General features: G+C 60.9%; 11 protein-coding genes. 4 read left to right on the top strand and 7 right to left on the bottom strand.

Going from position 1 to position 14236, the window contains the following annotated elements:
* Nucleotides 1-52: 52 nt before the first annotated feature.
* The 3 genes from gntT to FOT55_RS16105 all read right to left on the bottom strand — a co-directional run bounded on the left by gntT (nucleotide 53) and on the right by FOT55_RS16105 (nucleotide 3694).
* Nucleotides 53-1369 (bottom strand): gluconate transporter, encoded by a 1317-nt coding sequence (gene gntT, locus FOT55_RS16115; RefSeq protein WP_016930400.1) that lies wholly within the window; start codon nucleotides 1367-1369, stop codon nucleotides 53-55.
* A gap of 340 nt (nucleotides 1370-1709) precedes the next feature.
* Entirely contained in the window at nucleotides 1710-2705 is a 996-nt protein-coding gene (gene gntR, locus FOT55_RS16110; protein WP_043138978.1) for a gluconate operon transcriptional repressor GntR, read from the bottom strand.
* A gap of 293 nt (nucleotides 2706-2998) precedes the next feature.
* Nucleotides 2999-3694 carry a pirin family protein gene (locus tag FOT55_RS16105; protein WP_025304570.1) on the bottom strand — a complete coding sequence of 232 codons (696 nt, stop codon included), beginning with the start codon at nucleotides 3692-3694 and terminating at the stop codon, nucleotides 2999-3001.
* A gap of 389 nt (nucleotides 3695-4083) precedes the next feature.
* On the opposite strand from FOT55_RS16105, the gene FOT55_RS16100 reads away from it, so the two are divergent.
* Entirely contained in the window at nucleotides 4084-4599 is a 516-nt protein-coding gene (locus FOT55_RS16100; protein ID WP_147823715.1) for a GNAT family N-acetyltransferase, read from the top strand.
* On the top strand, nucleotides 4592-5773 hold the full coding sequence (locus FOT55_RS16095) for a P1 family peptidase (protein ID WP_049205584.1): 1182 nt from the start codon (nucleotides 4592-4594) through the stop codon (nucleotides 5771-5773). Before FOT55_RS16100 ends, FOT55_RS16095 begins: the two co-directional genes overlap by 8 nt.
* Before the next feature lie 61 nt (nucleotides 5774-5834).
* Here FOT55_RS16095 and iolE read toward each other — a convergent pair whose 3' ends face one another.
* Genes iolE through iolD form a run of 4 tightly spaced genes read right to left on the bottom strand, consistent with a single transcriptional unit; the run spans nucleotide 5835 to nucleotide 10711 of the window.
* A complete protein-coding gene (gene iolE, locus FOT55_RS16090; protein WP_019455194.1) occupies nucleotides 5835-6731 on the bottom strand; it encodes a myo-inosose-2 dehydratase in 897 nt (298 codons plus the stop codon).
* Between the two features lie 59 nt (nucleotides 6732-6790).
* Nucleotides 6791-7675, bottom strand: coding sequence for a sugar phosphate isomerase/epimerase family protein (locus FOT55_RS16085; RefSeq protein WP_147823714.1), 885 nt, complete (start codon nucleotides 7673-7675; stop codon nucleotides 6791-6793).
* Between the two features lie 40 nt (nucleotides 7676-7715).
* The gene (gene iolG, locus FOT55_RS16080) at nucleotides 7716-8729 is read right to left on the bottom strand and encodes a bifunctional inositol 2-dehydrogenase/D-chiro-inositol 1-dehydrogenase (RefSeq protein WP_060435156.1); all 1014 of its coding nucleotides are present in this window, start codon (nucleotides 8727-8729) and stop codon (nucleotides 7716-7718) included.
* Between the two features lie 41 nt (nucleotides 8730-8770).
* Nucleotides 8771-10711: a 3D-(3,5/4)-trihydroxycyclohexane-1,2-dione acylhydrolase (decyclizing) gene (iolD, locus tag FOT55_RS16075; RefSeq protein WP_025304576.1), complete on the bottom strand. Its 1941-nt coding sequence runs from the start codon at nucleotides 10709-10711 to the stop codon at nucleotides 8771-8773.
* 545 nt (nucleotides 10712-11256) lie between these two features.
* Here iolD and FOT55_RS16070 point away from each other — a divergent pair.
* Together FOT55_RS16070 and FOT55_RS16065 are read left to right on the top strand one after the other, a co-directional pair.
* Nucleotides 11257-13188, top strand: coding sequence for a bifunctional 5-dehydro-2-deoxygluconokinase/5-dehydro-2-deoxyphosphogluconate aldolase (locus tag FOT55_RS16070; protein ID WP_147823713.1), 1932 nt, complete (start codon nucleotides 11257-11259; stop codon nucleotides 13186-13188).
* A gap of 203 nt (nucleotides 13189-13391) precedes the next feature.
* Nucleotides 13392-14228 (top strand): MurR/RpiR family transcriptional regulator, encoded by an 837-nt coding sequence (locus tag FOT55_RS16065; protein ID WP_004930856.1) that lies wholly within the window; start codon nucleotides 13392-13394, stop codon nucleotides 14226-14228.
* Nucleotides 14229-14236: the final 8 nt, after the last annotated feature.

The following is a 14236-nucleotide window of genomic DNA, read 5'->3' as shown; positions in this document are numbered from 1 at the left end:
ACTGATAAAGATACTCTGGAACGCCGACGCCCCGCAGGGCGCCGGATAAAGATTATACGACCGTCGCCAGCAGCAGACAGCCCACCAGGCCGCACACCGAGATGATGGTTTCCAGCACCGACCAGGATTTGATGGTTTCCATGATGCTCAGGTTGAAATACTCCTTGAACAGCCAGAAGCCCGGATCGTTGACGTGCGAGAAGATGACGCTGCCGGAGCCGACCGCAATCACCATCAGCTCAGGGCTGACGCCGGTGGTGGCGATCAGCGGCGCGACGATGCCGCCGGCGGTGATTGCCGCCACGGTGGCGGAACCCAGCGCCAGACGCAGCGCGGCGGCGATTGACCAGGCCATCAGAATCGGCGAAACGTTGCTGCCCTCCATCAGGCCGGCGATGTACTGCTCGACGCCGCTGTCCACCAGCACCTGTTTAAAGGCGCCGCCACCGCCGATGATCAACAGCATCATCGCGATGATTTTAATCGAGTCGGTGATGGTGCCCATCACTTCATCCATGGTGCGGCCACGGTTCAGGCCGAAGGTGAAGATGGCGATCAGCACGGCGATCAGGGTCGCCATCACCGGGTCGCCGAAGAACTCGGCGAAGCGCAGCAGGCTGTGGCCCTTCGGCAGCACCATTTCAGCCACCGCGCGCAGCGCCATCAGGATCACCGGCACCAGCGACGTGGCAACGCTGACGCCAAAGCTCGGCATCTCCGCGTCGGTAAAGGTTTTCGGGTTGTACAGGCCTTCCGGCACCGGCTTGTCGATGCCTTTCAGGAAGCGGGCATAGACCGGGCCGGCCAGGATCACCGTCGGGATCGCCAGCAGCGTGCCATACAACAGGGTTTTACCCATGTCAGCATGGAAGATGGTGGCGATGGCGGTCGGGCCTGGATGCGGTGGCAGGAAGCCGTGAGTCACCGACAACGCGGCGGCCATCGGCACGCCGACGTACAGCAGCGGAATGCGTGCGGAGGCGGCGATGGTGAACACCAGCGGCAGCAACAGCACGAAGCCCACTTCGTAGAACAGCGCGAAGCCGACGGTGAAACCGGTCAGCACCACCGCCCATTGAATGTGTTTTCTGCCGAACTTGTCGATCAGCGTGGTGGCGATGCGCTGTGCGCCGCCGCAGTCCGCCAGCAGTTTGCCGAGCATGGCGCCGAAGCCCATGATCAGCGCCAGGCTGCCCAGCGTACCGCCCACGCCGGCCTTGATGGAGCCGATGACCTTATCGACCGGCATACCCTGTGCAATCCCGACCGCCAGGGCAACCAGAACCAGAGAGATAAAGCCGTTCAGCTTGAAGCGGATCATCAGCAGCAGCAGCAGCGCTACGCCGCCTGCAACAATCACTAATGGCATAGTTTTTCTCCAACCTTTTATCGCGACTCTCTTTACGATAGGCGTAAAGCGTGCGGTTGTTTTATTTTTAGGCTCTTTCCCGGTGTTTAAGAAGAGCTGTAGGTGTTGTTGAGTCAGAGGTTCAGTCTTGCAGCAAGATGACCGCACACTCGTTGTTACCGGTATCATGATACCGGTAACAACATGAGCGCCGGAACCGGGTAAGCGGCTAAAATTCGCGTTCTGGGACAGAGATCAAACTTATGTCGGCAACGAGCGGCGGGCTTACAGGCGGGATAACCAGCGCGCCTCAGGGCGCGCTGCAAAAAGAAAGGGTGTTAAAACAGAACGTTAAAATGGCTCAGATACTGCCACCGGGGATCACGGTGAAACCGACGTCCACCATGCGTGGGCACACGGTTTCACCGCGCAGTCGGGCCAGCAAGCGCTCGGCGCCGATCTGCCCCATGCGTTCACGCGGCGTCAGCACGCTGGCCAGCTTCGGCACCATCACCTGGCCGATGTCATGGCCGTGGAAGCCGGCGATCGCCATGTCCTGCGGGATCGACAGCCCCTGCCGCTGGCACTCGAAGGCCGCGCCGATCGCCAGGTCATCGTTGGTGCAGAAGATACTGTCGATCTGCGGATAGTCGCGCTGCGCCACGCGCAGCAGTTCACCGCCGGCGGAATAGGAGGAAGATCGCGCGGTCATGATGCTGTACGGCTCCAGGCCGGATTCACGCATCGCCTGCTCATACCCCTGCTGCTTGATGATGGTACGTTCATCCTGACGGGCGCCGAAATAGACCACGTGACGGTGGCCGTGCGCGATGATCTGCTGGGTCATCTGGCGCGCCGCCTCGAAGTTGTTGAAGCCCACCGCCAGATCGATACACGGCGAGACGCAGTCCATCAGCTCTACCACCGGAATGCCCGCCACCTCGATCATTTTCAGGGTGCGCGGCGTGTGATGGCGCTCAGACAGGATCAGGCCGTCGATATTGTAAGACAGCAGCGAGGTCAGACGCTCTTCTTCACGCTCCGGCAGGTAGCCATAGTGCGCCAGCATGGTCTGGTAGTTGTGCGCGTCGGTCACGCTTTCGATGCCGCGCAGCACTTCGGCGAACACCTGGTTGGTCAACGACGGCAACAGCACGCCAATCGCCCGGCTGGTGGCGTTGGAGAGGATGTCCGGCGCGCGGTTGGGGATGTAGCCCAGCTCATCCAGCGCGACGGCGATTTTTTGCTGCAGGGCGGCGGAAACCTGGTCGGGATTGCGCAGATAACGGCTCACCGTCATCTTGGTCACGCCCACCTTGTCCGCCACATCCTGGAGTACCGGCCGTTTTTTCTTCATTATCAATGAACTGACTAACCGTGAATGGGCAGTCATTTTAGCAAAAAAAACGGCGGGCCGATATTGTCGGTTATGCGACGGCCAACGCAAAAAGGGCTCACATCGTGAGCCCTTCATACGCAGACAAAGGGGGAAAAGCGTGGTTTCTCCCCCTTTGTGACGATCAGCCGAAAATCAATAAATTGATTTTCCTTGTTTTTATATGTTTTGCCGGCGTTAAGTCAGGCAACGTCGGCAGGCGAGTCACTCACCTCAAGGGCTCACACCGTGAGCCCTTGATATTTACCGCTTAATCACACCGGCGGCAGATCGAACAGCAGGATTTCGCTCTCTTCGTCGGCCTGGATCGTCAGCGCCGATTCATCCCACACTGCGAACGCGTCGCTGATGCCGGCGGTCTGGCCGTTGACCGAGACCTTGCCACGCACCACCTGGATCCAAACGCGACGGCCGGCGGCGATCGGGCATTCCCCCTGCTCGCCTTTATTCAGCGCCCAACGCGACAGCGTCATATCCTGGAACACCTTCAGCGAGCCGTCACGCGCATCCGGCGACAGCACCAGCTGACGGCCCTGCGGCGCGTCGAACATGCGCTGCTCGTAGCGTGGCTCAAGCCCGACCTGATCCGGGATGATCCAAATCTGGTACAGGTGCAATGGACGATCCTGATTGGCGTTGTACTCAGAATGACGCACCCCGGTGCCCGCACTCATGATCTGGAATTCACCGGCCTGGATCTGCTCCTTGTTGCCCATGCTGTCCTGATGTTCCACCGTGCCGCTCAGCACGTAGGTCAGGATTTCCATGTCTTTATGCGGGTGAGTACCGAAACCCTGCCCTGCATCGATCATATCTTCGTTGATCACCCGCAGCGCCGAGAATCCCATAAAGTTCGGATCGTAGTAATCGGCAAATGAGAAGGTGTGCCAGCTATCCAGCCAGCCATGATTGGCGTGGCCGCGGTCTTCCGCTTTACGTACATAAATCATATTCAACTCTCCTCAATGTTTTTTTACAGTCTAGTCCTGCCAGCAGAATAAGAAAGCGTAAAAAACTTATGCCTCTGTTCAAAAATTTCGATGGAATGAAACAGCGGATGGGCAGCGGATTTGTTGAAAGCGGAAACGGCTGAAAAAAGGGCAAAAAAAAGCCAGCACCCGAGCTGGCTAAGTAAACACTGGAAGCAATGTGAGCAATGTCGTGCCTTCGCAGCGAGAGTATCAAGGGTTGATGCCCTCCCCGGAACGCATCGCAATAATAATCATTATCATTCGCACCTGTAAAGCGTTTTTTTTGACCCGTTGAAATAATATTGACTCAAGGCAGTAAACGGATAAATTCAGAGGTTATTCAACCGGTAAGCAAAAGGAGCAGCGACATGAGCGAGATCGTGATACGCCACGTGGAAACAACGGATGCGCAAGCCCTGCATCATCTTTATTCGCAGACGCCCGTCTACCGCGATACGCTGCAGCTCCCGCTACCGTCCGTCGAGTCCTGGCAGAAGCGACTCGCCAATCCCGAACCGGGCACGCATAACCTGGCGGCCATCATCGACGGGCAGCTTGCCGGCCAGTTGGTTGTGATGCTGAATCAGCGCGTTCGCCGCCGCCACGTCGCCACCTTCGGCATCGGCGTCGATCCGCGCTACCACGGCAAAGGCGTCGGCAGCCGCCTGATGCGGGCGATGATCGACCTGTGCGACAACTGGGCCGCCATCGAGCGCATCGAACTGACGGTGTTCACCGACAACCCGGCCGCCATCGCGCTATACCGCAAGTTCGGCTTCGAGATAGAGGGCACCAGCCGCGCCTATGCCATGCGCGATGGCGTGCTGGTCGACGCCTACCATATGGCGCGTTTGCGTTCCGGGCAGCCGCACGGCGATGCGTAATATTCCCCACCCGCAGGGGCCGCTGTGCCGGCCCCTGCATATCAACCGCCGAACCTTTTTACACGCGCTGGCCGGCCTGACCGCCGCCGTCGGCATATTCTCTCCTCTCACCCCATTAGGTGCCGCTATGCCAACTTCCGCCGCCGGGCGCCCAGGCTCCCGCAACCTGATTACCGATGTGCCCGGCCTGAAGGTCGGCGTGGCTCAGGACAGCCGGGTGCGCACCGGCGCGACGGTGATCCTGCCGGACAGCCCGGCGATTGCCGCCGTGGACGTGCGCGGCGGCGGCCCCGCCACCCGGGAAACCGACGCGCTCGGTGAGGACAATTTGGTACAGACCATCGATGCGCTGACGTTCAGCGGCGGTTCGGTTTACGGTCTGGCGGCGGCGGATGGCGTCGCAGCCTGGCTGGGGCAACAGGGTAAAGGCTACGCGCTGCGCCCAGCACCCGGCGTGCCGGTCTCCCCTATCGTGCCCACCGCCTGCCTGTACGATCTGGCCAACGGCGGCGACAAAAACTGGCAGCTCACGCCGCCGTATCGCCAGTTGGGCATCGAGGCGGTCGGCAAGGCCGGCCTGGACTTTCCGCTGGGCACCGTCGGGGCCGGCTACGGCGCCATGACCGGCATGGGCAAGCTGAAAGGCGGCCTCGGTTCGGCGTCGATCGTGGCCACCAACGGCGCTACCGTCGGCGCGCTGGTGGCGGTCAACAGTTTGGGTGCGGTGGTCGCACCCGGCACCCGCGCCTTCTGGGCGACGCCTTATGAAATTAACGGTGAATTTGGCAACGGCGGCGCGGCGGCGCTGGCGCAACTGCATGCGCAGGGTGAAGACGGGATGGTGCAAGAGCCGCAGGGCGGCAGAAAGAACACCACCCTGGCCTGCATCGCCACCGACCTGGCGCTGACGCGAGTGGAGTTGAAACGGGTGGCCATCATGGCGCAAGACGGTATGGCGCGCGCTATTCGCCCGCTGCACAGCCCGTTTGACGGCGACGTGGTGTTCGCCCTGTCCACTGGGCAGCGCGAGGTACAGGGCAGCCGCGAACTGGCGGTGCTGCAAATCGGCGCGCTGGCGGCGGATACCCTCGCTCGGGCGATCGCCCGTGGCGTGCATGCCGCTACACCATGGCCAGGCAGCCAGGTCGCAACCTGGCAAACGCTCGGCGGCTAACGCGCCGCCATCAAAAAAGGGGCGCTGGCAGCGCCCCTCGATCTTTATTCACCCTTACCGCTTAAATACCGGCGGTTTCCCGAATATAGCGGCGCGCTTTCACCGCATACTCGAACGGGTTGGCCAGCGCCGGATCCTGCTCGGCCTCCACCACCATCCATCCCTTGTAACCGCGCTCGTCCAGCAGCTTGAACACCGGCCTGAAGTCGATCACGCCATCACCCGGCACGGTGAAGGTGCCCTTCTTCACGCCATCGAGGAAGCTCAGCTTGTTGGCCTTCACTTCCGCCACCACCTCATCGCGCACGTCCTTCAGATGGACGTGGTTGATGCGCGGCAGATACTTCTCCAGGATCGCCATCATCGCCTGCTGGCTGCCTTCCGAATAGTAGGCGTGCCCGGTATCAAACAACAGGTAAACGTCGTCGTTGACCATGCTCATGTAGCGATCGATTTCGGCGGTAGTCTGAATGCCAGTACCCATGTGGTGGTGCAGACACACCTGCATGCCTTTGCCGGCGGCGATCTTCGCCAGCTCGTTGTAACCGTCGGCCACGCGCTGCCACTCTTCATCGCTGAAATACGGCTTCTCTTCGAACACGCCTTTGGTGGTGCCCTGAATGCTCTTGCTCTGCTCGGAGCAGCCAATCACCCTGGCGCCCATGGCATGCAGGAAATTCATGTGGTTGATAAATTCATCGATGGTTTTGTCTTTTTGGCCGTCGGCGAAAAAGGTGCTGAACCAGGCGTTGCAGATCTGGATGCCGCGAATATCCAGCATCGGTTTCAGCACCGCCGGATCGCGCGGGTATTTGCTGCCCACTTCGCTGCCGGTGAAACCGGCCAGCGCCATTTCGCTGACGCACTGCTGGAAGGTGTTTTCCTTGCCCAGATCGGGCATGTCGTCGTTGGTCCAGCCGATTGGCGCGATGGCCAATTTCACGTTGTCTTTATTCATGGTCTGCCTCGGTCCTTGGAGGGCCGCCGGTGCAAATGACGCCGGCGAGCCAAATAAGATTATTTGCCCAACAGCTCTCTTTCGATGCGCTCTCTGGTCGCCACCGCCTGGCTCGGCATCTTTTCCGGATAGCCGAACAGCGAGGTGCAGATGATCGATTCGCCGCCGGCCTTGAAGCTGCGGTTGGCAAATTCCATGTCGCGCAGCGTCTGGAACAGGGCGTCGAAATTCACCTCACCTTCGCCGATGCCGACGTGCTGATGCACCGCGGCGTCAACGCCCGGCGGATTGACGATATAACGGCAATGCTTGGTGTGATTCATGGTGTCGGCAATCAGCACGTGGGAAAGATCGTCCCCGGCGTACTGCAACATGCCGGCCACATCGCCCTGCCCCTTGTCGTAGTAGAAGGTGTGCGGCACGCTGTAGAGGTATTTGACGTGGTCGCTGCGCAGCGATTTCACCAGATCGGCGGTTTCGTTACTCAGCTCGCAGAAGTCCCACGGGTGCGACTGGATCTCCATACGGATACCTTCACGCTCGATGATCGGCAGCAGCTCCTCCATCGAGCGATACCACAGCTCCTCGCAGATCTCCGGCTCGTTGGGGTTGCCGGCCAGTTCGGTGTTGATCACCTGCACGCCCATTTCCACCGCGATTTCGATCATCCGCCGCCAGTTTTTGACCGCCGCCTGGCGGCGATCTTCCCCCGGCCCGGACCAGCGATACACCACGATAAATGAGGAGATCTCCACGCCGGTCGCTTTCAGGGCGTTTTTATACTCCGTCATGATTTCGCGGCTGGCCTTCGGATGCTTGTAAAACGGGTTGATCTGCGGGTGCGGCGACTGTTCGATGTATTTGTAGCCCCAGTCCGCCACCTGCTGCACCATTTTAGTCACGCCCAAATCCCGGATAACGTCGACATCAAAAGCGATCTTCATGGTCACTCCTCTACAATCGTAGGTATGGGGGACAAGCCGATTACTTGTTGTAAAACGCCGGGCGCGCCGGCAGGGTCACCGGCACGATCTCACCGCTGAGCTGGGCCGCCACACAGGCGTCGGCGGTCACGGCGGCGGCGTAGCCGTCCCAGGCGGAAGGCCCGGTCAGCTGGCCCGCGGCCACGTCGTTGATGAACCCCTGCAGCTCGACGTCATAGGCGTCGATAAAGCGATCCTTCCAGTCGGTCAGGATTTCGGTCGACAGGCGGGCGCCGCTGCGCATCTGCACCGAGGACGGCTCCGGCAGTTTGGCAATGCCGGTTTCCCCCACCACTTCACACTGAATGTCGTAGCCGTACTGGCAGTTGACGAAAATTTCGACGTCGATGCGCGTGCCTTTGGCGGTTTCGAACAACACAATCTGCGGATCTTTCAGGTGCGGGAACGCCTTCGGGCTCTTGCGTGGGAACACCACCTGCACCGACACATAGTCGTCGTCGAGCAGCCAGCGCAGCACGTCGATTTCGTGGATCAGGGTATCGGTGATCGCCATATCGGTGGTGTAGGCCTCGCCGACCGTCGGGTTGCGGTGCGCGCAGTGCAACATCAGCGGTTCGCCGATCTGGCCGCTGGTCAGCACCTGTTTCAGCGCGCGATAGCCCTGGTCATAGGGGCGCATAAAGCCGACCTGCACCAGCCGCTTGCCGTGCTTCGCTTCGGCATCGACGATGTTCTTGCAGCCCTGCGCGGTCACCGCCAGCGGCTTCTCGCAGAACACCGGTTTGCCGGCGGCGATGGCCGCAAGCACGAATTCTTCGTGGCTTGGCCCCCAGGAGGTGACCAGCACCGCCTGCACGTCGGCGGCCTTGATCAGATCGTGGCCGTTGTCATACACCCGCGCATCCAGCTGCAGATCGCTCACCACCTTGGCGGCGTTGTCGCGATTGATGTCGTTCACCGCCACGACGCGGGCGCCCTGCAAAACTTTGCTGCAGCGACGGATATGATCGCGGCCGATGGCGCCGGTGCCGATAACCCCAATGTTCAATGTCATTTTCGCTCCCCTCTGGAAAGTGTGTTGTGTTCGAAAACGAATCAGTAATCGCGCGCCTTATCGATGTTTTCCTGCAGCTTGCGCGCCACTGCGACGATTTTCTCGCTGTCGGCCACCTGAGCGCCGCCCACGCGCCACCAGCTGAGATACTTGTGCACCATGGTCTTCGGCAGCACCTTGATGTCCAGCAGCGTGGACACGGTCTGCCTGCGGGCGTCGGCCAGCGCATCGAGCAGCTGCTGCTCGGTGGTGACGCGATAGGTTTTACAGCCGTAAGCCGCCGCCAGCATGGCGAAATCGACCGGCACCAGTTTGCCGTCGAGCTTGCCGCCCTCTGGATTGCGGAAGCGGAATTCGGTGGTGTAGCTGTCCATGCCGTGTTCCATCTGCAGGTTGTTGATGCAGCCGTTGGTCATGTTGTCGAACAGCACCACGTTGATCTTGCAGCCTTCCTGAATCGAGGTGACCAGTTCGGAATGCAGCATCATGAAGGCACCGTCACCCACCATCGCGTACACCTCACGCTGCGGCTCGGCCAGCTTGACCCCCAATGCGGCGTTCACCTCGTACCCCATGCAGGAGTAGCCGTATTCCACGTGATAACCGTGCTCGCCGCGGTTGTGCCACACCCGCTGCAGATCGCCCGGCAGGCTGCCGGCGGCGGCCACGATCACGCTGTCCGGCGGGAGCTCGCGGTTCAGCACCCCCAGCACCCGGCTTTGCGTCATCGCCGAGTCGGTCTGAGCGATAAATTCGGCGAACACCCGCTCGCGATCGAGGTGATCGTCGATCTCCGGCACAAAGCCTGCGCCGCTGTATTCCACCGCGTAAACCCGCTCGGTCTCTTCATGCTGGGCAGCGCGCGCCGCGGCGATGGCGTCGCCCCAGCCGGCGCGGTACTCGGTCTGCGTCAGCAGCGCGCCCAGTTCGCTCAGGGCCTCGCGGGCGTCCGCCAGCACCTGCACGCCGTCGAGCTTGCCGGCGTCGAAGGCGCTGACGTTGATATTGAGGAAGCTGACGTCCGGATGTTGGAACAGCCATTTGGACGAGGTGGTGAAATCGGTGTAACGGGTGCCGACGCCAATCACCAGATCGGCCTGACGGGCCAGCGTGTTGGCCGCCAGGCAGCCGGTTTCGCCGATGCCGCCGAGGTTGAATTCATGATCGCTCGGCACCGCGCCTTTGCCGGCCTGGGTTTCGGCGAACGGAATGCCGAAGCGCTCGGCGAATTCGCGCAGCGCCCGCCCGGCCTGCGAGTACTTCACGCCGCCGCCGCACACCAGCAACGGTTTGCGTTTGGCCGTCAGCAGCGCCAAGGCGTCCGCCAACATGCCATCGGTCGCCGGGCGGCGATCGAGCCGGTGCACGCGTTTTTGGAAGAAATAGTCGGGGTAGTCGTAGGCTTCCCCCTGCACGTCCTGCGGCAGACACAGCGTCACCGCGCCGGTTTCCGCCGGATCGGTCAACACGCGCATCGCATTGATGCAGGCGCTCATCAGCTGTTCCGGTCGCACGATGCGGTCCCAGTATTTGCTCACCGCGCGGAACGCGTCGTTGGTGCTGATGCTGAGATCGTAAGACTGTTCGATTTGCTGCAGCACCGGGTCCGGCTGGCGGGAAGCGTAAACGTCGCCCGGCAGCAGCAATAAAGGAATGCGGTTGGCGGTGGCGGTGGCCGCGGCGGTGATCATATTGGCGGCGCCGGGGCCGACCGATGAAGTGCAGGCGTAGATCTGCCGGCGCAGTTTTTGTTTGGCGAAGCCGATCGCCGCATGGGCCATCCCCTGCTCGTTGCGGCCCTGATGCACCCGCAGATCGCCGCTATCCTGTTCCAGCGCTTGCCCCAGCCCCAGCACGTTGCCGTGGCCGAAAATCGCGAAAATACCCGCGACGAATTTGGTTTCCACCCCGTCGGCCAGCAGATACTGGTTATCGAGAAATCTGACGAGCGCCTGCGCCATGGTTAGCCTGATCTTGCCCATTTACTCACCCTTTAGATTGAGGGCCGCCCCGGAAAGGGCTCGCGCCGAGCCGACAATCCCGTGTTTGTATTACGCGGCGGCAGCTATTATCTTGAGCAGGCGATGCCCGCTGCTCACGAAGTCGACAACCTGAAACGTGAAGCGATTATAAACAAATATATTTTTCATAAAATCACATTACAGAAGAAACATTTCATTTTGCGATAAAGATCGCATATTACATGAAAAGCCCGTTTCATCTCGTGATTCAGCCGTTACTGGCTTCGCGCCGCGCACCGGCCGATAACAACCGTTACCACACGGGCTGACAGCCTTTTATCCTGATCTAATCCCCTTTTCTGCGCGCGCCCGGTCGCCGTCTTATGGCCGCTTCATCGGCTTTTCCCGTTCTCCTGTCGATGTTTTAAACGCATCACATTTTCGGGGTGTAAATTTCATTCTATATTGAAATTGAAATTTTCATTCCCCATACTATCCACATGCTTCCTGCAGGGCGCCACGCTCGGGCCGCCGCCGGAGTTTTGCTTAAACAGAAGGAAACGGGTATGGCTACACAAGAAAAACAGCTTGATGTCATTTGTCTCGGGCGCATCGCCGTCGATTTCTATGCTCAGCAGATCGGCGCGCGGCTGGAAGACGCCGGCACATTCGCCAAGTACCTCGGCGGATCTTCCGGCAACGTGGCCTACGGCACCGCCATTCAGGGGTTAAAATCCGGCATGCTGGCGCGCGTCGGCGATGAACACATGGGCCGCTTTCTGCGCGAAGAGCTGCAGCGCGTCGGGGCCGATACCCGCTGCCTGATCACCGACAAACGTCGGTTAACCGGCCTGGTGATCCTCGGCATCAAGGATCAGGAAACCTTCCCGCTGATCTTCTACCGCGAAAACTGCGCGGACATGGCGCTGACGCCGGACGACATTGACGAGGCCTATATCGCTTCCGCGCGCGCGCTGGCCATCACCGGCACGCACCTGTCGCACCCGAACACCCGCGCCGCGGTGCTGAAGGCGCTGGAATACGCGCGCCGCCACGGCCTGCGCACCGCGCTGGACATCGATTACCGCCCGGTGCTGTGGGGGTTGACGTCGCTGGGCGACGGCGAAACCCGCTTTGTGGAATCGGATCAGGTAACGCGCGAGCTGCAAGAGGTGCTGCTCCATTTCGATCTGATCGTCGGCACCGAAGAGGAATTTCATATCGCCGGCGGCAGCACCGACACGCTGACGGCGCTGAAAAACGTGCGCCGGGCCACGGCGGCCACGCTGGTGTGCAAGCGCGGCGCGCAGGGCTGTTCGGTGTTCGAAGATGACATCGCCGACGACTGGGAACAGGTGAAGCTGCACGCTGGTGTGCGAGTGGAGGTGCTGAACGTGCTGGGAGCCGGCGACGCCTTTATGTCCGGCCTGCTGCGAGGCTACCTGAACGATGAGGGCTGGGATCAGGCCTGCCGCTACGCCAACGCCTGCGGCGCATTGGTGGTCTCGCGTCACGGCTGCGCCCCGGCCATGCCGACCAAACGGGAGCTGGATGACTATCTGCAGCGTGAACAACAGGTCACGCGCCCGGACCGCGACGCACGCCTGAATCACCTGCACCGGGTCACCACCCGCAAGCAACAGTGGCCGGAATTGTGCGTATTCGCCTTCGATCACCGCAAGCAGCTGGCGGACATGGCGCGCGAAGCCGGCGTCAGCGAGGAACGCATTCCGCGCCTGAAAACCCTGCTGTTAACGGCGGCGCAACAGGCTGCCGCGCAGGCCGGCCTCAACGGCAACAGCGGCATTCTGGCCGACACCACCTACGGGCAGGCGGCGCTGAACGAAATCACCGGTCAGGGATGGTGGATTGGCCGGCCGGTGGAGCTGCCCAGCTCGCGCCCGCTGCGCCTGGAGCACGGCAACATCGGTTCGCAATTGATCGACTGGCCGCAGGAGCACGTGGTGAAGTGCCTGGTGTTTTATCATCCGCACGACGCGGCAGAACTGCGCCGCGAACAGGATGAGCTGATCACCGACGTCTACCGCGGCTGCTGCAAATCCGGCCATGAGCTGCTGCTGGAAGTGATCCTGCCGGACGGCAACGCCGACAAGGACGAGCGCTATTACCTGGAGATGATTGAACACTTCTACCGGTTGGGCATTCAGCCGGACTGGTGGAAACTGCCGCCGCTGAGCGCGGAAAACTGGCAGCAGGTCGGCGCGCTGATCGACGCCTACGATCCCGACTGCCGCGGCGTGCTGATCCTGGGGCTCGATTCCCCAGAGGCGGTGCTGAAGGCGGGCTTTGCCGCCGCCGCAGATGCGCGCTGGGTGAAAGGTTTCGCCGTCGGCCGCACTATTTTCGGCCAACCTTCGCGCCGCTGGCTGCAGGGGGAAATCGACGACGCGGCCCTGATCGAGCAGGTGAAACAAAAATACCTGACGCTGATCGGTTTCTGGCGCCAGTACCGTCCACAGTCGGGCGGCACGCACTGACAGCGAGAGCAGGTTCACGTCCCCTTAAGGCCATTTCGCCGCTTTAAGGGGATTTTTTTGCCCATTTTCTGTGAAGTCGCGCAATGTGCGATCGAATAAATCGCTTTTTGAGGAAATGAAATTTCCGCTCCGTCTGTTAAAATACCCTGTCAATATTTCAGGCGTCAGGCCAATGCGCCTTCACCCCACTGCGAGCCGAATGGATGAACAACCCAACTCAACTTTCGCTGTTACAGGACGAGATCCGCCACCGTTATGAAACGCTGAGCAAGCGTTTGAAACAGGTGGCGCGCTATATTTTGGATAACAGTAACAGCATCGCTTTCGATACCGTTGCCTCCATCGCCGCACAGGCCAGCGTGCCGCCTTCCACCCTGATCCGTTTCGCCAACGCCTTCGGTTTCAGCGGCTTCAACGAAATGAAGCAGGTGTTCCGTCAGCATCTGATGGAAGAGACGGTGAACTATACCGAGCGCGCGCGCCTGTTCCGCCAAACCTCCACCGACGACAACGTCGCGCCAGAGAAGCCGGCGGAGATTCTCAACGTATTCACCATGGTCAACGCGCAGGCGCTGCAGCAGCTGGCGATGCAGATCGCTCCCGAGCAGCTGGATCGCGCCGTCGAGCTGCTCAACAACGCTGAAAACATCTACGTGATCGGCCTGCGCCGCTCGTTCAGCGTCGCTTCCTACCTCACCTATGCGCTGCGCCATCTGGAGCGCCGCGCGTTTCTGATCGACGGCCTGGGCGGGATGTTCACCGAACAGCTGAGCATGGTGAAACCGAAGGACGTGGTGATCGCCATCAGCTATTCGCCATACGCCCGCGAGGCGGTGGAACTGGTGGAATTGGGCGCCAAGCGCGGCGCGCAGCAGATCGCCATCACCGACAGCCAGGTCAGCCCGCTGGCCGCCTTCAGCGACGTCTGTTTCGTGGTGCGCGAAGCGCAGGTGGACGGGTTCCGCTCGCAGGTGGCTTCGATGTGCCTGGCGCAGACGCTGGCGGTCTCGCTGGCGCTGAATAACGCCCGGGACGAGTAAGGCTGACA

Origin of the sequence: Serratia bockelmannii (assembly GCF_008011855.1) — a bacterium.
Classification (GTDB): domain Bacteria; phylum Pseudomonadota; class Gammaproteobacteria; order Enterobacterales; family Enterobacteriaceae; genus Serratia; species Serratia bockelmannii.
The sequence above is the reverse complement of the archived record's forward strand: the minus strand, read 5'-3'. Positions and strand labels throughout refer to the sequence as shown.